The organism is Streptomyces sp. NPDC048442, assembly GCF_040651475.1.
Taxonomy (GTDB): Bacteria; Actinomycetota; Actinomycetes; order Streptomycetales; family Streptomycetaceae; genus Streptomyces.
On the sequence record NZ_JBEZKB010000007.1, the window covers coordinates 92,324 to 110,892 of the forward strand.

12 protein-coding genes are annotated in these 18,569 nt (G+C 70.0%); 4 read left to right on the forward strand and 8 right to left on the reverse strand.

Annotated elements, in window-relative coordinates:
• Positions 1-158 precede the first annotated feature (158 nt).
• The 3 genes from AB0D18_RS13210 (at position 159) to AB0D18_RS13220 (ending at position 6,124) form a co-directional block, all read left to right on the forward strand.
• A complete protein-coding gene (locus AB0D18_RS13210) occupies positions 159-4,025 on the forward strand; it encodes an endo-alpha-N-acetylgalactosaminidase family protein (RefSeq protein ID WP_362416145.1) in 3,867 nt (1,288 codons plus the stop codon).
• Positions 4,026-4,246: 221 nt separating this feature from the next.
• Positions 4,247-5,836: an acyl-CoA carboxylase subunit beta gene (locus AB0D18_RS13215; RefSeq protein WP_362416148.1), complete on the forward strand. Its 1,590-nt coding sequence runs from the start codon at positions 4,247-4,249 to the stop codon at positions 5,834-5,836.
• Between the two features lie 69 nt (positions 5,837-5,905).
• Positions 5,906-6,124: an acyl-CoA carboxylase subunit epsilon gene (locus AB0D18_RS13220; protein WP_362416151.1), complete on the forward strand. Its 219-nt coding sequence runs from the start codon at positions 5,906-5,908 to the stop codon at positions 6,122-6,124.
• Between the two features lie 269 nt (positions 6,125-6,393).
• Here AB0D18_RS13220 and AB0D18_RS13225 read toward each other — a convergent pair whose 3' ends face one another.
• The 8 genes from AB0D18_RS13225 to AB0D18_RS13260 form a co-directional block, all read right to left on the reverse strand.
• Positions 6,394-6,975: an ATP/GTP-binding protein gene (locus tag AB0D18_RS13225; protein WP_362416154.1), complete on the reverse strand. Its 582-nt coding sequence runs from the start codon at positions 6,973-6,975 to the stop codon at positions 6,394-6,396.
• Complete coding sequence (locus AB0D18_RS13230; RefSeq protein ID WP_362416157.1) at positions 6,956-7,564, reverse strand: DUF742 domain-containing protein; 609 nt, start codon at positions 7,562-7,564, stop codon at positions 6,956-6,958. Before AB0D18_RS13230 ends, AB0D18_RS13225 begins: the two co-directional genes overlap by 20 nt.
• 164 nt (positions 7,565-7,728) lie before the next feature.
• A complete protein-coding gene (locus tag AB0D18_RS13235; protein ID WP_030980891.1) occupies positions 7,729-8,142 on the reverse strand; it encodes a roadblock/LC7 domain-containing protein in 414 nt (137 codons plus the stop codon).
• Between the two features lie 10 nt (positions 8,143-8,152).
• Positions 8,153-11,584: a nitrate- and nitrite sensing domain-containing protein gene (locus AB0D18_RS13240; protein WP_362416160.1), complete on the reverse strand. Its 3,432-nt coding sequence runs from the start codon at positions 11,582-11,584 to the stop codon at positions 8,153-8,155.
• Between the two features lie 411 nt (positions 11,585-11,995).
• Positions 11,996-12,583: an ATP/GTP-binding protein gene (locus tag AB0D18_RS13245; protein ID WP_362416163.1), complete on the reverse strand. Its 588-nt coding sequence runs from the start codon at positions 12,581-12,583 to the stop codon at positions 11,996-11,998.
• Positions 12,564-12,980, reverse strand: coding sequence for a DUF742 domain-containing protein (locus AB0D18_RS13250; protein ID WP_362416166.1), 417 nt, complete (start codon positions 12,978-12,980; stop codon positions 12,564-12,566). The genes AB0D18_RS13245 and AB0D18_RS13250 overlap by 20 nt, the downstream gene beginning before the upstream one ends.
• Before the next feature lie 139 nt (positions 12,981-13,119).
• Complete coding sequence (locus tag AB0D18_RS13255) at positions 13,120-13,533, reverse strand: roadblock/LC7 domain-containing protein (protein WP_185034582.1); 414 nt, start codon at positions 13,531-13,533, stop codon at positions 13,120-13,122.
• 9 nt (positions 13,534-13,542) lie between these two features.
• Positions 13,543-17,805 (reverse strand): nitrate- and nitrite sensing domain-containing protein, encoded by a 4,263-nt coding sequence (locus AB0D18_RS13260; RefSeq protein WP_362416169.1) that lies wholly within the window; start codon positions 17,803-17,805, stop codon positions 13,543-13,545.
• 501 nt (positions 17,806-18,306) lie between these two features.
• On the opposite strand from AB0D18_RS13260, the gene AB0D18_RS13265 reads away from it, so the two are divergent.
• Complete coding sequence (locus tag AB0D18_RS13265; RefSeq protein ID WP_362416172.1) at positions 18,307-18,528, forward strand: hypothetical protein; 222 nt, start codon at positions 18,307-18,309, stop codon at positions 18,526-18,528.
• Positions 18,529-18,569 lie beyond the last annotated feature (41 nt).

Here is an 18,569-nt window from a genome sequence, read left to right on the forward strand (position 1 = left end):
TTCAACATTCAACCTTTACGGTCGGGTAGTCGCCGGGATTCAGCCGTTCGGCCCACCGCGCTCCGCTTGGACTTCCGGGCGGGGGTTGTTGGACTGCCGGGGACCGAGGGGTCCGATTCCGTTGACGGGGCCCGTGGGGGCGGGCTTACTCAGGCCCCATGTCGCCAAGATTCCGAGTGGCGTGCGGGGTCGCCGCCGCCTCGTCCGTCGTATTCGCCCTGGCCGGACCGGCCCTGCCGGGAGTCGCCGCACCGACTCCGGCAGCCCTCGCCGACGCCGCCGTCATCCGCTCCGCCCAGCTGTCCGTCGCCGTCGCGGGCGACTTCCCCCGGGTCCTCTCGTACACCGATCGCACCGGAGGGGCCCAGATCCTGGGCAGTACGAAGCCGGTCACCTCGATCGTGCTGAACGGCACCGCCCACCCGGTGCAGGTCAAGGCCGCGCCCCGGGTGCAGGCCGCCTCCGCGTCGTACACCCTTCTCGTGCCCGGCCTGCCCGGTGTCGAGATCGACGCGAGTCTGTCGGTCAGCGGCCGGGCCACCACCTTCAGGGTCACGGCGGTACGGGACACCGAGGCGTTCCGCGTCGGGACCATCGACATACCGGGGCACGACCTCGTGTCCGTGGGCAGCGGCGAGGCGGGTGCCGAGACCGCGTTCACCCGGCTCGACCCCGACTCGACGCGGACGGCCGACGTCTTCGGGAAGGTCACCGGTGCGACCCCCGCCGACGCGGCCCCCGTCGGCGCCTCGTACGGCATCGTGAACACCGGCTCCCTCGCCGCCGCCGTCGAGTCCAACTCCTCGTACGACAAGCCGAGCGGCGCCAGCGCCAAGGACGGCGCACGCCTCTGGCACCGGGCGACCCAGGGGGAGGACGGCAGCGTCCGGGTCGGGCTGTGGTCCGGGCAGTGGACCTACCGCGGCGAAGGGGCCGCCAAGCCCGAGAGCGGCAAGGACCTGCCGTGGGCGAAGGTCGTCGTGACACCCGACGCGAACGGTGACAAGAAGGTCGACTGGCAGGACGGGGCCGTCGCCTTCCGGTCCATCGGGATCGAGGCGCCCGGGTCGAAGGAGACCCCGGACCGGGTCGTCACCCACATCCCGTTCAACTTCGCCAGCCAGGCCACCCACCCCTTCCTCCGCACCCTCGACGACGTCAAGCGCGTCTCGCAGGCGACCGACGGGCTCGGCCAGCTCGCCGTGCTCAAGGGGTACGGGTCCGAGGGGCACGACTCCGCGCACCCCGACTACGGCGGCAACTACAACAAGCGCGCCGGCGGGCTCACCGACCTCAACAAGCTGCTGAGGGACGGCAAGAAGTGGGGTGCGACCTTCGGCGTGCACGTCAACGCCACCGAGTCGTACCCCGAGGCGAAGGCCTTCGACGAGAAGCTCGTCGACAAGACGAAGCCCGGCTGGAACTGGCTCAATCAGAGCTACTACATCGACCAGCGCCGCGACATCAACAGCGGTGATCTGGCGCGCAGGTTCCAGCAGTTGAGGGACGAGACCGACCGCAACCTCAGCCTGCTCTACATCGACGTCTACTACACGCACGGCTGGATCGCCGACAAGACGATGCAGGCGGTGCAGAAGCAGGGCTGGAACGTCGCCACCGAGTGGGCGGAGAAGTTCGAGCACGCCTCGCTCTGGTCGCACTGGGCCAACGACCTCGACTACGGCGGCAAAACCAACAAGGGCCTGAACTCCCAGATCATCCGCTTCATCCGCAACGGCGAGAAGGACATCTGGAACGACCACCCGATCCTCGGCCAGAGCGCCATCGAGGAGTTCGAGGGCTGGACGGGCGAGAGCGACTGGAACGCCTTCTCCGCCAACATCTGGCAGCGCAACCTGCCCGCCAAGTTCCTCCAGCACCAGAAGATCCAGCACTGGGAGAAGGACCGCATCGACTTCACCGGGGGAGTGCGCGGCGCCGTCGAGAACGGCAAGCGCGCCTTCTACGTGGGTGACGCGAAGGTCCTCGACGGGGAGAACTACCTCCTCCCCTGGGACGGCGGCAAGAAGCTCTACCACTACAACAAGGCCGGGGGGACGACCACGTGGACCGTCCCGGCACAGTTCAGGAACGCCGGATCCCTCACCGTCAGCAAGCTCACCGACAACGGCCGGGTGAAGACCGCCACCGTCCCGGTCAAGGACGGAAAGGTCACCCTCCGGGCGACCGCCGGCCAGCCGTACGTGCTGTACCCGGCCGCCCGCACCCCCGCCGCACGCGACGCGAACTGGGGCGAGGGCGGCAAGGTCGCCGACCCCGGCTTCAACGACGCCAAGCTCCGCGACTGGCGTACGACAGGCAAGGCCGTCCGTGACACCGACAGCCAGGGCCGCAACAGCGCCGCCCTCTCCGGCACCGCCGCCGCCTCCCTCTCGCAGCGCGTCACCGGCCTCAAGGAGGGCCTGCGGTACACCGCGTCCGCCTGGGTCGAGGTGCAGCCCGGCTCCTCCAGGCGTACGACGATGACCATCGGCGGCAAGGAGGTCGCCGTCGAACGGTCCACCGCCAAGGAGCAGACCGCCGCCAACGACTGGCACGGCACGTACTTCCAGCGCGCCAAGGTCAACTTCACCGCCCCGCCCGGCGGCACGACGACGCTCAACTTCCAGGCGGCGAAGGCCACTTCGGACGTACGCGTCCGCATCGACGACGTACGACTGGTCGCCAACGCCCCCACCACCAGGCCCGGCGCCCTCGTCCACGACGACTTCGAGGACGTCGACCAGGGCTGGGGCCCCTTCCTCAAGGGCAACGCGGGCGGCGACACCGACCCCCGCACCCACGTCTCCCAGAAGAACGCCCCGTACACCCAGGCCGGCTGGAACGGCAAGCGCATCGACGACGTCCTCGGCGGCAAGGAGTCGCTGAAGTCCCACGAGGAGAACGACGGGCTCGTCTACCGCACCGCCCCGTGGACCGTCCCCATGAAGGACGGCCACCGGTACAAGATCGAGTTCGACCACCAGTCGAGCCACGCCGGGGCCTACGAGTGGGTCACCGGGTACGACCGGATCGGCGCCGACGGCAAACCCGCGTCCATCGAGACCCGCAGCACCCCGATCGCCGAACAGCGCACCACCGCCCGCCTCACCGAAACCGTCACCGCGGGCTGCGGCGACACCTGGGTGGGACTGACGAAGAAGGACGGGGCACCCGAGGGCGCCGACTTCGTGCTCGACGACTTCACCGTCACCGACCTGGGTGAGGCCCCCGAGCGCGCCGCCTGCGGCAACCTCGCCCTGACCCCGGCCGCCGGCGCCTTCGAGCCGGGCCAGAAGCACGAGGTCGCCGCCACCTTCACCAACTACGAGACGACCCCCGCCACCGACGTCGCCCTCACCCTCGGCCTCCCCGCGGGCTGGCAGGCCGAGCCCGCAGGACCCGTCGCCTTCCCGGCGGTCGCCCCCGGCGCCAAGGTCACGGGCAGCTGGCGTGTCACCCCGCCCGTGGACGCCAAGTACCAGGCATACGAACTGAGTTCGGCCGCCGCGTACACCTCGGGCGCAGCGGTCCGCAAGCTCGCCGCCACCGCGAGCGTCCGCACCCTCCCGCCGCCGCCCACCAAGGACGCGTACGCCAGCGACCTCGACTGGACGTCCATGGAGAACGGCTGGGGCCCCGCCGAGAAGGACATGTCGAACGGGGAGACCGCACCCGGCGACGGCAAGCCGCTCACCCTCAACGGCACCGTCCACGCCAAGGGCCTCGGCACCGCGTCGCCCGGCACGATCCGCTACTACCTGGGCGGCAAGTGCACCGCCTTCACCGCTTCGGTCGGCCTGGACGACGTACAGAGCAGCCGGGGCAGCGTCCAGTTCAGTGTCCTCGCGGACGGGACGGAGAAGGTGAAGTCCCCGGTGCTCAAGGGGGCCGACGCCGGATGGTCGCTGACCGCCGACGTGACGGGTGCCAAGTACGTCGACCTGGTGACCGGGGACGGCGGCGACGGACCCGGGAACGACCACGCGGACTGGGGCGGCGCACGCTTCCGGTGCGGCGGCTGAGCCGGACGGGCCCCAAGGGGCCCTTGTAGGGGCCCGGCCCCACGGAGTGTGCGGCGTGCCACATTGGCGGCCTTTGTGAGCTCTTTACAACGGTGGCCCTCGCCGAACAGGGATTTCCTCCGTATCCGGGCATGGTTCTGTTCGGCCCCCACAGGGATACGGTCCGGAGACTGTGCAGAGTCGACGGACCGTTTTCTTGGTGTTCTTCGTAGGGTCGACACATGACCGTTTTGGATACTCCGGGTGCTCCGGGTGAGCCCACCGACTCCCGCGGCCGGGTGGCCGAGCTGCACGCGCTGCGTGAGCAGGCCGTCCGCGGCCCGAGCGAGCGGGCGACCGAGGCACAGCACGCCAAGGGCAAGCTGACTGCCCGCGAGCGCATCGGGCTGCTGCTCGACCCGGACTCTTTCAAGGAGGTCGAGCAGCTGCGCCGGCACCGGGCGACCGGTTTCGGGCTGGAGAGCAAGAAGCCGTACACCGACGGTGTGATCACCGGGTGGGGCACGGTCGAGGGCCGGACGGTCTTCGTGTACGCGCACGATTTCCGGATCTTCGGGGGTGCGCTGGGTGAGGCGCATGCCACGAAGATCCACAAGATCATGGACATGGCGATTTCGGCGGGTGCGCCGCTGGTGTCGCTGAACGACGGTGCGGGTGCCCGTATCCAAGAGGGCGTCAGCGCTCTTGCCGGGTACGGCGGCATTTTCCAGCGCAATACGCGTGCTTCGGGTGTGATCCCGCAGATCAGTGTGATGCTCGGCCCGTGCGCGGGCGGTGCGGCGTACAGCCCGGCGCTGACGGATTTCGTGTTCATGGTCCGTGAGACCTCGCAGATGTTCATCACCGGTCCGGACGTGGTCCGTGCGGTGACTGGTGAGGAGATCACCCAGAACGGCCTCGGCGGCGCCGATGTGCACGCGGAGACCTCGGGTGTCGCGCACTTCGCGTACGACGACGAGGAGACCTGCATCGCCGAGGTCCGCTACCTCATCTCGATGCTCCCCTCCAACAACCGCGAGAACCCGCCGACGGTCGCCTCCGAGGACCCGGCCGACCGGCGCGGCGACGTGCTGCTCGACCTCGTCCCGGCGGACGGCAACCGCCCGTACGACATGCGCAAGGTCATCGAGGAGCTCGTCGACGACGGCGACTACCTGGAGATCCACGAGCGCTGGGCCACCAACATCCTGTGCGCCCTGGCCCGCCTCGACGGCCAGGTCGTCGGCATCGTCGCCAACCAACCGCAGTCCCTCGCGGGTGTCCTGGACATCGAAGCCAGTGAAAAAGCTGCCCGGTTCGTCCAGATGTGCGATGCTTTCAATATCCCCATCGTGACGCTGCTCGACGTCCCGGGCTTCCTGCCGGGTGTGGACCAGGAGCACGGCGGGATCATCCGGCACGGCGCGAAGCTGCTGTACGCGTACTGCAACGCGACGGTCCCGCGGATCTCGCTGATCCTGCGCAAGGCGTACGGCGGTGCGTACATCGTCATGGACTCGCAGTCCATCGGCGCGGACCTCACCTATGCCTGGCCGACGAACGAGATCGCGGTGATGGGCGCGGAGGGTGCGGCGAACGTCATCTTCCGCAAGCAGATCGCGGAGGCCCAGGACCCGGAGGCGATGCGGGCGCGCATGGTCAAGGAGTACAAGGCCGAGCTGATGCACCCCTACTACGCCGCCGAGCGCGGGCTCGTCGACGACGTGATCGACCCCGCCGAGACCCGCTCGGTACTCATCGCCTCGCTGGCGATGCTGCGCAACAAGCACGCGGACCTGCCGTCCCGCAAGCACGGCAACCCGCCCCAGTAATTCTTTCTGCCGCAGGCTACGAGACGCGGCCGGCGAGACGCGGACGACGAGACGGAGACGACGAAACTGATGAGTATCCCTGCCGATACGGCTGCCACGAAGAACCTGCTGCGTGTGGAGAAGGGCGAGGCGGCTCCCGAGGAGCTGGCCGCGATCACCGCGATCCTGCTGGCGCGGGCCGCCGCGCGTCCGGCCGAGGTGTCGGCCGCGCATGGCCGCACGGCGGCCGGGTGGCGTCGGCTGGAGCGGACGCCGGGATTCCGGGCGCCGCACAGCTGGCAGGGCTGAGGGGCTCGGCGGCTCGTCCGCGCTCTTGCACCGAAGGCCCGGCCCCCTGCATGTGCGGGGGACCGGGCCTTCGGCATGTCCGGGACATCGTGCGGGTGCGGCGTGGCTGGGCGCGGGGCCGGTGGGCATTGTGCGGGTGCGTCGTGGCTGATCGCGCAGTTCCCCGCGCCCCTAAAAGACTGCCCCTTACCCCGCTGGTCCCCTGGGGGGGGAAGGGGGCGGGCCCCACGCGGAGCACGCCCCCTCACGACCGCACACGCCCCCCGCGCCTAGCGGAGTCGGGCCATCAGTGCATGCTCCACCAGCGTGATCAACGCACTCTTCGCATCCGCCCGGTGCCGCGCATCCGTCGTGATGATCGGAGTGTCCGGCCCGATCTGGAGGGCCTCGCGGACCTCCTCCGGGTTGTACGGCTGGTGGCCTTCGAAACCGTTGAGCGCGATGACGAAGGGCAGGCCGCTGTTCTCGAAGTAGTCGACCGCGGGGAAGCAGTCCGCGAGACGGCGGGTGTCGACGAGGACGATGGCGCCGATCGCACCCCGTACAAGGTCGTCCCACATGAACCAGAAGCGGTCCTGGCCCGGCGTACCGAAGAGGTACAGGATCAGGTCCTGGTCCAGCGTGATGCGGCCGAAGTCCATGGCCACCGTGGTGGTGGTCTTGTCCCCGGTGTGGGTGAGGTCGTCGATGCCCGCCGACGCGGACGTCATGACGGCCTCGGTGCGCAGCGGGTTGATCTCCGACACGGCTCCGACGAACGTCGTCTTGCCGACGCCGAAGCCGCCCGCCACCACGATCTTCGCGGAGGTTGTGGAGCGGGCTGCTCCGCTGCTAGAGCTTGCGAAGTCCACTGAGCACCCTTTCGAGCAGTGTCACATCTGGCTGACCACCCGCGGCTTCGTCGCCGCCGGGCTGGTGAATCGCGACGAGTCCGGCCTCTGCCAGGTCGGCGACGAGGATCCGGGCTACGCCGAGGGGGATGGAAAGGAGTGCGGAGATCTCTGCGACCGACTTGATCTCACGGCACAGGTGGCAGATCCGCTGGTGCTCGGGCAACTGCCCTTGCAGCCTGGCGGGTTCCGCCGTGGTGCTGACCAGCGCCTCGATGGCGAGCTGGTAGCGGGGCCTGGTACGGCCGCCCGTCATGGCGTACGGACGTACCAAGGGGTTGTGGGTGCCGCCCGGGGAGGACGACGAGGGGGAGCTTGAACCGCGGCCGGCCCCCGGACGCGGCTGCACCGGCTGGATACCGGGCGGCTGCCCACGGTGCGGCGGCTGCGGGGGCTGCTGCTGGTAGGGACGGCTCTCGTACGGTGAACGGCTTGGCGTGGAGGGGAAGTTGAAGCGGTTCTGCGAAGGATCGCCGGAACCACCCTGACCCTGTCCCGGGCCACGGCCATAAGGCCAGTCGGCCGACGAACCGTTGGGGGGCGTTGCCACGTTCTCCTCCTCCGACTGCACTGCGGGCACCATGCACTGTGGAGCCACGTCCCCGAACCCTAAAGCCCGGGGACGCCCCTACGCACGGGGTGTCTGCTAGTTGAGAACAGTTGTGTCCGCCTGTTCGACTACAGGCAGACCTTTGGTGAATCCTCGGCCAATCCTCAGTTGAGCAGACTTCCCTGAAGCTCGGCCCGCAGGTCCGGGGTCAGCACTGTGCCGGCCCGGTCCACAAGCAGTGCCATCTCGTAGCCTACGAGGCCGATGTCGGCGTCGGGGTGCGCAAGCACGGCTAGCGAGGATCCGTCGGAGATGGACATGATGAAAAGGAATCCACGCTCCATCTCCACCACTGTCTGGTTGACGGCGCCGCCCTCGAAGATCCGAGAGGCGCCGGCCGTCAGTGACGTCAACCCGGAGGCCACGGCCGCCAGTTGATCGGCACGGTCACGCGGGAATCCTTCGGACATCGCCAGCAGGAGTCCGTCGGCGGAGACCACCACCGTGTGGGAAACACCAGGGGTGTTGTCCACGAAGTTGGTGATCAACCAGTTCAGATTCTGCGCCGCCTGGCTCATCGGGCTCACACTAACGCTCCTGGTTGTAGGTACTACCCGGTCCACTGTGCTGATCGTAAGTGGCCGCTTGGTTCTGGTCTGTTCCCGCACTGCGTCCCTGCTGGACGCCGCGGCGCAGGTTGCTCAACCTGCCCCGCACGTCCTCGGGGGCGCGGGAGACCTGGGGGCCGCCCTGCGGGGTCTGCTCCGCGGCGCCCTCGACCAGGTTGGCCTTGGGCACCCGCTTGGGGAGGCCGGAGGGGGTGACCCCGCCCGCCTTCGGGTCCTTGAGCTTCTCGGCCCGCTGCCAGCGCTCGTCGTTCGACGTGCGCCAGCCGCTGTCCTTCGCCTCGCCGTCAGCGGCCGCGCCCTGCGCGCCGTCCTGCGGAGCGGCGGGCCGCTGCGGGAGCTGGGCCTGCGGGGGCTGCGGTGCCTGGGAAGGCTGCGGCGCCTGGGGCGCCTGCTCCTGTCGCTCCGAGCCGCCGGCGGACTTGCTGTGCCGGCTGAGCATGCTCTCAGGACCGGACTGACTGCCGCGGCGCGGAAGGCCCGCGTTGGTCATGGAGTGACCGGCGCGCGGCGGCGGAGGAGTGGGTTCCGAACGGTCGAAGCCTACGGGGTCCTGCGGCGCTTCGGGAGCCTCCGGGGAAGACTGAACAGATTCCGTTTGTGCCGGGTACGAGGTGTCGTACGCGGCCTGGAAACCGTTCTGGTCCTGCCAGTTGGCCTGCTGAGGCTGCTGGGACTGCTCCTCGTAACCCTGGTACTCGGGTTCCGCATAGCCCTGCGACTGCCCGGCATGGGACTGCCCGTCATGGGACTGCCCGGACTGCGACTGCCCGGAATGCGGCTGCGGGGCGTACCGCTCGGTCGAGCCGAAGGAGTCCCGGGGGCCGAAGCCGTCGAAGCCGCCGGAGGAGGCAGGGGACGCGGCCGGGTAGCCGTTCTGGTCGTAGCCCGGCTGCTGGTCACGCGTCTGGTAGGAGGAAGCCTGCTGCGAGGGGTCCTGGTACGAGGGGTCCTGATACGCGGACTCCTGGTAGGGCTCCTCGTACCGCTGCTCCTCGTAGCCGCCCTGCTGCTGCGGCACCTCGTCGCGGAACAGCGGGCGCTCCTCGTCCTGCCCGGACCTGCCCTCCAGGGCGGCCCTGCGCTCCTCGCGCTGCAGCGAGCGGTTCACCGGATCGAGCGGTGCCTCGTACTGGGAGTCGTCGAAGCCGAGTTCGGCCGCGGTCCGCAGCGGGGCGCTCTCGAAGGCGGGCGGCTGGGGGGCGTTCTGCTGGTCCGGCATGATCGAGGAGACCGTGAAGTCGCCCTGCGGCTGGTTCTCGCCGCCGCCACCGTGGGTGATCGCGTCCGGGAGCATGACCAGCGAGGTCGTACCGGCCTGCTCGCCCGAGGGGCGGAGCTGGACGCGGATGCCGTGCCGGTCGGCGAGGCGGCCGACCACGAACAGGCCCATGCGCTGCGAGACGGCGGCGTCCACCGTCGGCGGGTTGGCCAGCTTGTGGTTGATGTCGGCGAAGTCCTCGGGGGTGAGCCCGATGCCCTTGTCGTGGATCTCGACCATGACGCGGCCGTCCGGGAGACGGGTCGCGTTGACGCGGACCTTGGTCTGCGGGGACGAGAACGTGGTGGCGTTCTCCAGGAGCTCGGCGAGCAGGTGCACGAGGTCGGTCACGGCCTGGCCGTGGATCTCCGACTCGGGTACGCCGGTCAGCTCGATGCGCTCGTACGACTCGACCTCGGACGAGGCGGCGCGCAGGACGTCGACCAGCGGAACCGGCTGGTTCCAGCGGCGGCCCGGCTCCTCGCCGGCGAGGACCAGGAGGTTCTCGCCGTTGCGGCGCATACGGGTCGCCAGGTGGTCGAGCCTGAACAGGTTCTCCAGCTGGTCGGGGTCGGCCTCGTTGTTCTCCAGGTCGGTGATGAGGGTCAGCTGGCCCTCGATCAGCGACTGGTTGCGGCGCGAGAGGTTGGTGAAGATCGCGTTGACGTTGCCACGGAGCATGGCCTGCTCGGCGGCGAGCCGGACGGCCTCGCGGTGCACCTGGTCGAAGGCGCGGGCCACTTCGCCTATCTCGTCGTGCGAGGTGATCGGGATGGGCTGCACCCGGGTGTCGACCCGGCCGGGTTCCGTACGGGAGAGCTGGTCGACGAGCATCGGCAGGCGCTGCTCGGCGATGGAGAACGCGGCGGTGCGCAGGCGCTTCATCGAGCGGCTCATCTGACGGGCGACCGCACCGGCCAGGATGAAGGCGGCGAGCAGGGCGACCACGACGACCGCACCGTTGATGATCGCGGCGTTGCGGGACTCCTCGGAGATGACCGCGGCGTCCTTGACGGCCTTGTCGACGAGCTCGTTCTCGATCTGCGAGTAGCCCTCGAACTTGGCCGTGGCGGCGGCCATCCAGGTCTGGGGAACGATCCCCTTGGCGGCGAGGGCCCGCTTCGACTGGCCCTTGCAGATCTCGGCGGCCATGCCGTCGTAGACCGAGCCGTTCTTGCTGGGCGGCGTCGGGAAGGGCTTGCCGGCGGCCTGTGCGGCGGCCTTCGCCTCGGCGAGCTTCTTGGCGCCCGCGTCGGCCTTGCCCTTCATGACCTCGCGGAGCCGGTCGACGTCGTGCTGGGTGCCGCCCGAGGCGTACTCGCCGAGGGCGATCGTCTCCAGGTAGTTGTACGAGCAGAACGCCTTGACCTGACCGTCGTAGATCGTGCCGTTGCCGTTGCCGCCCGGACGGATCAGCAGGTGCGTGCCGATGGACCGCTGCAGCGACTCCGCGGCCTTCGCCAGCTCGACGGCGTACACGGTCCGGCCGTAGGAGGTGATGTTGCCGGAGCCGAGGCTCAGCTCGTTCGACACCTCCATCAGGAAGTGCTGGACGTCGCGGTAACCCTCTTCGGTGGCGACCGGGTTCGTGTTCTCGACGCCCGCGGTGTACGCGGTCTCGCGCAGCTTCGGGAGCTTCGGCTCGGCCTCCCGGATGCGGTGGAGGCGGTTGCGCAGGCCCTGGCTCTCCGGCATGCCCGTGACGGCCGTGTCGAACTTCTGCTTCGCGGAGTCGGTGACGGCCTGCACCGCGGCGACGTCCTCGCCGTCCCGGCTGCCACCCGCGAGCAGCGGTGCGGCGGTCAGGTCACGCTCGTTGAGCAGAGCGTGGCCGTACTCGGCGGCGGCGCGCACGATCAGCGCGGTCTTCTCCGCGTCCTGCGCCTGCCGCCAGTCGTTGATGGAACCGCTCACCTGGAAGCCGCCCATGACGAGGGCGACCAGGGCGGGTATGAGGAGGATGGCGTTCAGCCTGGTGGCCACTCGCCAGTTGCGGGGCGACATCCGGCTGGAGCTGCCGCCCTGCGGGGCATCCGCGGACACCTCGGCGGCACCCGGCGCCGCAGCATGCGACGGCGGGGTGAAGTTGCCCCGCGTCTGCTGCTCTGCGGAGCTCTTCTTGCTTCGCCTCACTCGACCAACAACCTCTCGGCGTCGGCACCTACGCTGTGCCGTTTTTCGTTCAGGGCCGTACCGACTGCTCGTACTACTCGTACTTACTCAGGAGTTTCGCCGAATTCCAGCACGCCCGACGGTTCTGAACCAAACAGCCGGAAGGCAGCCCTCCTAGTGGCCCATCCCTCAGATAAAACGGGCATAAAGAACGAGCCCCGTCAAAAGACGGGGCTCGTGTGAGCACAGTGACACCAAATGAACGCGCCGGGTTGCCTTGCTCCAGCAATTCTCTGTCGAAACGTTATGAATTCCACGGCGGAGCAGGGGCGGAGAGTGTCGTACGCCACAACCCGCCCCGGTTCGGCTACGACAACTGCCGTATACCGGACTCCACTTGTGTCCCGGTTTGGCCGGTCCGCTTCAACCGGTCTACTTCAACCGGGCCATCAGCGCGTGCTCGACCAGCGTGATCAGGCCGCTCTTCGCATCCGCCCGGTGCCGCGCGTCGGTCGTGATGATCGGGGTGTCGGGCCCGATCTGCAGCGCCTCGCGCACCTCCTCCGGCGTGTACGGCTGGTGGCCGTCGAAGCCGTTGAGCGCGATGACGAAGGGCAGGCCGCTGTTCTCGAAGTAGTCGACCGCGGGGAAGCAGTCCGCGAGGCGGCGGGTGTCGACCAGCACGACGGCGCCGATCGCACCGCGCACCAGGTCGTCCCACATGAACCAGAAGCGGTCCTGGCCCGGCGTACCGAAGAGGTACAGGATCAGGTCCTGGTCCAGCGTGATGCGGCCGAAGTCCATGGCCACCGTGGTGGTGGTCTTGCCCCCGGTGTGGGTGAGGTCGTCGATCCCCGCCGAAGCGGAGGTCATCACGGCCTCCGTGCGCAGCGGGTTGATCTCGGAGACCGCGCCCACGAACGTGGTCTTGCCGACGCCGAAGCCGCCCGCCACCACGATCTTCGCGGAGGTGGTGGAACGGGCCGCGCCCGTCGCGCCGTCAGAGCTTCCGAAGTCCACTGAGCACCCTTTCCAGCAGCGTGACGGCCGGCGTTCCGTCGGCGTCCGCTCCCTCGCCCGGCTGGTGGATGGCCACCATGCCGGCCTCGGCCAGGTCGGCGACCAGGATGCGTGCGACGCCGAGCGGCATCGCCAGCAGCGCCGAGACCTCGGCCACCGACTTGACCTCGCGGCACAGGTGGCAGATCCGCTGGTGCTCGGGGAGCAGCGTGGACAGGTGTGCCGGGTCGGCCGTGGTGCTGACCAGCGCCTCGATGGCGAGCTGGTAGCGCGGCCTGGTCCGGCCGCCGGTCATCGCGTAAGGACGTACCAGCGGCTGGTCGCCCTCGTATGCGTCGTACGGCGCGTCGGTATGCGCGCCGCCGTACGAATCGTGAGAGGCGGGGGGCGGGGTCATGGGTCCTCCGGGCATGACAGCAGGTGGTCGGCGTGCCGTCTGACGGGGCCGGTGGGGGGATCGGGCTTACGGCCGGACGGTGTGAAGCTTCTGAGGTATTTCCTGAGGGGTGCTGCGGGGGTACTGGCGGTAAGGCTGCCTAGTGGAGCAAGCTTCCCTGGAGCTCGGCACGGAGGTCCGGGGTGAGGACCGTGCCCGCCCGGTCGACCAGCAGTGCCATCTCGTACCCGACCAGACCGATGTCGGCGTCGGGGTGCGCCAGCACGGCCAGGGACGATCCGTCCGAGATCGACATGAGGAAGAGGAAGCCTCTCTCCATCTCGACCACGGTCTGGGCGACCGGGCCTCCCTCGAAGATCCGGGAGGCACCGGCCGTCAGCGAGGTCAGCCCGGAGGCCACCGCCGCCAACTGGTCGGCACGGTCACGGGGGAAACCTTCGGACATCGCCAGAAGGAGTCCGTCGGCGGATACCACCACCGTGTGGGACACCCCAGGGGTGTTGTCCACGAAGTTGGTGATCAACCAGTTCAGATTCTGGGCTGCCTGGCTCATCGGACTCAACTAACGCTCCTGCTGGTGAGTGGGGTCAATGGTGCGGAAGCTGCCAGTGGTGCCATTGGTACCGGCCTGGCGGCCCTGCTGAATGCCCCGGCGAAGATTGGTCAGCCGGCCGCGCACGTCGTCGGGCGCACGGGAGACCTGCGGACCACTCTGATGGTTCTGTTCCTGCGCGGTGCCCGGGACCAGGTTGGCCTTCGGGACACGACGCGGAAGTCCTGAGGTGGTGACACCGCCGGCGGCGGGCTTGCGGACCCGCTCGGCCTGCGAGGCGAGTTCGTCGTTCGGCGAAGCGCGCCAGCTCGACTCGGCAGCCTCGCGCTCACGCTCGGGAGCGGAGGCGGTGGGCTGCTGCGGCACGGAAGCGGACCGGCCCGGCCGGCCGGGCTGCTGACCCTGCGGGGCCTGCGCACCGCTCTGCTCGCCGTGGAACCAGTTCGACTCCAACGTGTCGAAGAGCGGCGTACGGCCGTCCCCGGGACCGGCGGGCGGCAGCGAGTCGGGCGACTGCTGCGGCTGCCGGGCCTGCGGAGCCTGGGGCGCGGCCTGCTGGTGCTGCGGCCGGTCCTGACGCTGCGGCGGAGCCTGCGGAGGGGACTGCTGCGGCGAGGGCCGGGAGGGCAGGCTCGCCACGGGGCGCGGCGCACCGAAATCGGCGTCACCGCGGCCGCGGCCGTCCGAACCGCCCTCGGGACCGCGCGGGCGCGGGGCGTTCGGCGACTGCGGCACACCGGTGGGCGGCGCCGGAGTGGGCTGGAAGCCGGGACGCTCGTACGAGCCGGTGTGGTGCGTGCCGGTGTCGTACGGGTCCACCCGGTGCTGCCCGGTGTCGCTGTTGCCCTGCGGTCCGCGAATCTCCGGGCGCTCGATCTGCCCGGCCCCGGCGTTCCGGCCGGCCTGCGGGAACTGGCCCGTGGCGGCCGGGTCCTGGTACCCGCGGACGTCGGCCTGCGGGAACTGGCCGGTGGCCGCGGGGTCCTGGAAGCCGTGAGCGCCCGGCTGCGGGAACTGTCCCGTCGCGGCAGGGTCCTGCGGACCGCGCGCCCCGACCTGCGGGAACTGCCCGGTCGAGCCGGGGCCCTGACCCTGGCCCTGCCCCTGGTTCTGCGGACCACGCGCACCCGGACGCTCGTACTGGCCGGTGGCGCTGTTGCCCTGCGGTCCCCGTACGTCGGGGCGCTCGTACTGCCCGGACGTGGAGGAGAGGTCGGCCTGCGGGAACTGGCCGGTGGCGGCCGGGTCCTGGAAGCCGCGGGTGCCGGCCTGCGGGAACTGCCCCGTCGCGGCCGGGTCCTGGAAACCATGGCCGGGCTGCGGGAACTGGCCCGTGGCCGCCGGGTCCTGCCGGACGTCAGGACGCTCGTACTGGCCCGTCGTCGAACTGGTCCCGGGCGGCGGCCCGTTGAAGTCCGGACGGTCGAACTCGGCGGTGGAGCCGGGACCCTGGCGGTCCCCGGTGTCCTCGTGACCGCGCGGCGCGTCGGCGGGGTTGGGCCGGGCGCCCCAGCTCGTACCGGGCTGACCGTCCTGCGGCGAGTTCTGCGGGACGGGCCGCTGCGGGGCCGCCGGACTGCCGCCGGGCAGCTCGGCACGCGGACCGCCGGCCCGGGGGAGCGGGGCGGGAGCGCCGCGCTCCGGCTCCGGCGCGTTCTGGCGTACGTCCTCACGGCCGCCGCGACCGCCGCCGAAGGCACCGGCGAGACCGCCGCGCTTCGGGGGGCCGGCGGGCGCCGGGTTCGCGAGACCCGCTCCGGGCGTACGGCCCGGCAGGGCCGGCGCACCCGAACCGGCCGAGACCTGACGCCGCGAAGGCTCCGAACCGAGCAGCCCGGGACCGCCCTGCGGCGGACCGGGGCGGCTGCCGGGGCCACCGCTGGAACCGGGCCCCGCGGGCAGACCCGGACGGGCACCGGGCCCTGCGGGCATCTGCGGCGCACCGCCCTGGCCACCGGGGCCACCGGGCTTGCCGGGAAGCTTCTTGCCGCCCTGGGCGACATCCACCGGGAGCATGACCAGCGCGGTCGTACCACCGGAGTCGGACGGGCGGAGCTGGATGCGGATGCCGTGTCGCAGGGACAGCCGGCCGACCACGAACAGACCCATCCGGCGCGACACCGAGACGTCCACGGTCGGGGGAGCGGCGAGCCGCTCGTTGATCGCGGACAGGTCCTCGGGAGACAGGCCGATGCCGGTGTCGTGGATCTCGACGAGCACCCGCCCGTCGGGCAGCGCGTGACCGGTGACGCGGACCTTCGTCTGCGGCGAGGAGAACGACGTCGCGTTCTCCAGGAGCTCTGCGAGGAGGTGCACGAGGTCGTTGACCACGCGGCCTGCGACCTCGGTCGAGGGCACCGAGGAGAGTTCGATGCGCTCGTACTGCTCCACCTCGGACGCGGCGGCACGGAGCACGTCGACCAGCGGCACGGGCCGCGTCCAGCGGCGGCCCGGCTCCTCACCGGCGAGGACGAGGAGGTTCTCGCCGTTCCGGCGCATACGGGTCGCGAGGTGGTCGAGCTTGAAGAGCGAGGACAGCTGGTCCGGGTCGGCCTCGCGGGACTCCAGCTCGGAGATGAGCGAGAGCTGACGCTGGATGAGGCCCTGCGAACGGCGCGAGAGGTTGGTGAACATCGCGTTGACGTTGCCTCGCAGCAGCGCCTGCTCGGCGGCGAGTCGTACGGCCTCGCGGTGCACGTCGTCGAACGCGGAGGCCACTCGGCCGATCTCGTCCTTGCTGTGCACACCGACGGACTCGACGGACGTGTCGACGTCCTGCGGGTCCGACTCGGACAGCGCCTTGACGAGCTCGGGCAGCCGTTCCTGGGCGACCCGGGTCGCGGTGTCCTGCAGCCGGCGCAGCGAACGGATCATGGAGCGGGCCACCACGAAGGCGCCGACCAGCGAGACGCCGAGCACCAGGAGGATGACCGCACCGGAGATGATCGTGGAGCGCTCGGAATCGGCCTGAAGGACGCGCGCCTTCTGGTCCATCTCGCTGAGCAGCTGGGCCTCGATCCGCTTCATGGCCTGGATCTCGTTGCTCGCCTGGTCGCCCCAGTCCATGTAGGACCGCTTCTGGACGCGGGTGATGCCGTTTTCCTTGGTCAGCACGTCACGCGCGTACATTTCGGCGCGCTGGGCGTCCGGGCTGCTGTTCTCCAGTACTTCGAGCAGCTTCTTCGCCTCGGCGTCGCCGTAGATGCGGGTGAAGGCGGTGAGCTGGCTGCGCTCGTTCTCCAGGGCCGACTTGCCGAAGAGGCGGTCGCTCTCCTGGAGCTTGGCCTGCCCCTCCTTGCCGCTGGCGTCCGGGGTGGCGGGGAGCGCGCCGGCGATGATCGCGCGCTGGATCGAGGCGTACTCCTTGGCGGACGAGAACGCCGCCAGGGCGCGGGTGCGCTGGATCATCTCGCGGCTGGAGGTGGCCTGCGCCATGTCCTGCGAGAGGCTCAGCAGCGCGGTGATCAGGTTGCTGTACTCGCTGACGGTCTGCGAGTTGCCGGTGCCGCCCTGGTCCTTGAAGGCCTCGGCGCGGATCTGCTTCAGGCTCGACAGCTTGACCGAGATGTCGATCATGCTGCCCCGGATGCTCTTCAGCGCAGGGTCGGACTCGTCACCGGTGTCGACGTCGCTCGTGCCGGTGTAGAAGGCCTCCCGCATGAGGTCGGTCTTGTCGGTCTCGGCCTTGATCAACGGGGAGGAGCGCTCGGTGCCGGTGTGCAGCGGGCCGGCCGTCTTGTCGCGCTCGTTCTGCAGAGCCGCGGCGAGGTCGGTGGCCTGACGGGTCATCTTGGTCAGCAGCTGCATGTGCTCCAGCTGCTGCATGTCGTCGAGGGACTCCTGAATACGAAGGCCACCGAGCGCGGTCGCCGCGACCACGGGAAGGGCCAGCAGCGAGACCAGACGGGTGCTGATGCTCCAGTTGCGCAGGGATATTCGGGTGCCCGCGCTGATCGGCTTCGGAGTCCTGGACTTCTCCTTGGGTGCGCCGGGGGCCGTCGGGCCCTCCTGACCGCCGCCGCCACCGCCGAAGGCGCCGCCGCCACCGAACGCACCGCTGCCGCCCGCGCCGCTGCCGCCCGCGCCGCTGCCGCCCGCGCCGCCGGAGGGGCCGGGCCTGGCAGCTCCGCCGCCGGACTTCGCAGCGCCCCTGCTCTGGGGGTTCTGCGGCGTCTGGGCGTGCTGGGGCTGGGGCGATGAGCCGCGGTCGGTCCCGCCGCGCGGCTCCTGCTCCGCCGCAGCGCTGCCATCCCTCTTGAAACGTCCCTGCACTAGCGTCGCAACCTCTGGACCAGGCGTCCTGCCGCAAAGCGGCACAACGGTGTCGAGTCGTGGGGTACCGGATCATCCCCATTGGGTGGTCGTGTGACCGCGGTCCGGGGAATTCCAGCACAGTGCAGGATCTCCAACAAGGCCCGAGGGGTCCGGCGTACCAGGAGTGACGCTTTGTACTGGATGGGTCACCAGTCGTAGACTCCTTTCCCCTACGAAATGGACAATTACCCACGAGTCGCTTACGGGTGGGGGGTGCCCCAGTCGAGACGATCAGGAGCGGAATGGAAGCTTCACATATGTAATGTCCGTTTCTGCCCGCAAGATCAACAGCCTGAAATGCGGCATTTGCCCAACAACTCGTGAGGAAACTCACACGAAGATCCCTGCACAATCCCGGCTTTGGCCGGGAAGCGGATGTTTAGCCTGGCGCTTTACAGGGATTGCGAATCCGACCACCGGCGCCGCCCGGCGCCCCCACGACAAGGCGCGACCACTCACATGAAGACGACGAAGACGGCGAAGAAGTCGGCCCCGGCGATCCGCAACCTGGCCAACCCGGAGCGCACCACGCTCGCCCACCTGGACTCCTCCGCGACCCCGAGCGCGGCGGCCCTCCCGGAGTACGCCCAGGAGCTCCCCACCGTCACCGCGAACTCCCGCCGCACCATCCTGATGGTCGCCCCGGAGACCCAGCAGCACCCCGAGCCCGTCTCCGCCTGACCGGCCCCGGCGCCCCCCTCGTCACAAACGGGGCGAAGCCC

Excerpts from the sequence above, each read along its gene's own strand:
- AB0D18_RS13210 (WP_362416145.1), top strand. The coding sequence starts at position 159 with ATGTCGCCAAGATTCCGAGTGGCGTGCGGGGTCGCCGCCGCCTCGTCC.
- AB0D18_RS13215 (WP_362416148.1), top strand. The coding sequence starts at position 4,247 with ATGACCGTTTTGGATACTCCGGGTGCTCCGGGTGAGCCCACCGACTCC.
- AB0D18_RS13220 (WP_362416151.1), top strand. The coding sequence starts at position 5,906 with ATGAGTATCCCTGCCGATACGGCTGCCACGAAGAACCTGCTGCGTGTG.
- AB0D18_RS13235 (WP_030980891.1), bottom strand. The coding sequence starts at position 8,142 with ATGAGCCAGGCGGCGCAGAATCTGAACTGGTTGATCACCAACTTCGTG.
- AB0D18_RS13250 (WP_362416166.1), bottom strand. The coding sequence starts at position 12,980 with ATGACCCCGCCCCCCGCCTCTCACGATTCGTACGGCGGCGCGCATACC.
- AB0D18_RS13255 (WP_185034582.1), bottom strand. The coding sequence starts at position 13,533 with ATGAGCCAGGCAGCCCAGAATCTGAACTGGTTGATCACCAACTTCGTG.
- AB0D18_RS13265 (WP_362416172.1), top strand. The coding sequence starts at position 18,307 with ATGAAGACGACGAAGACGGCGAAGAAGTCGGCCCCGGCGATCCGCAAC.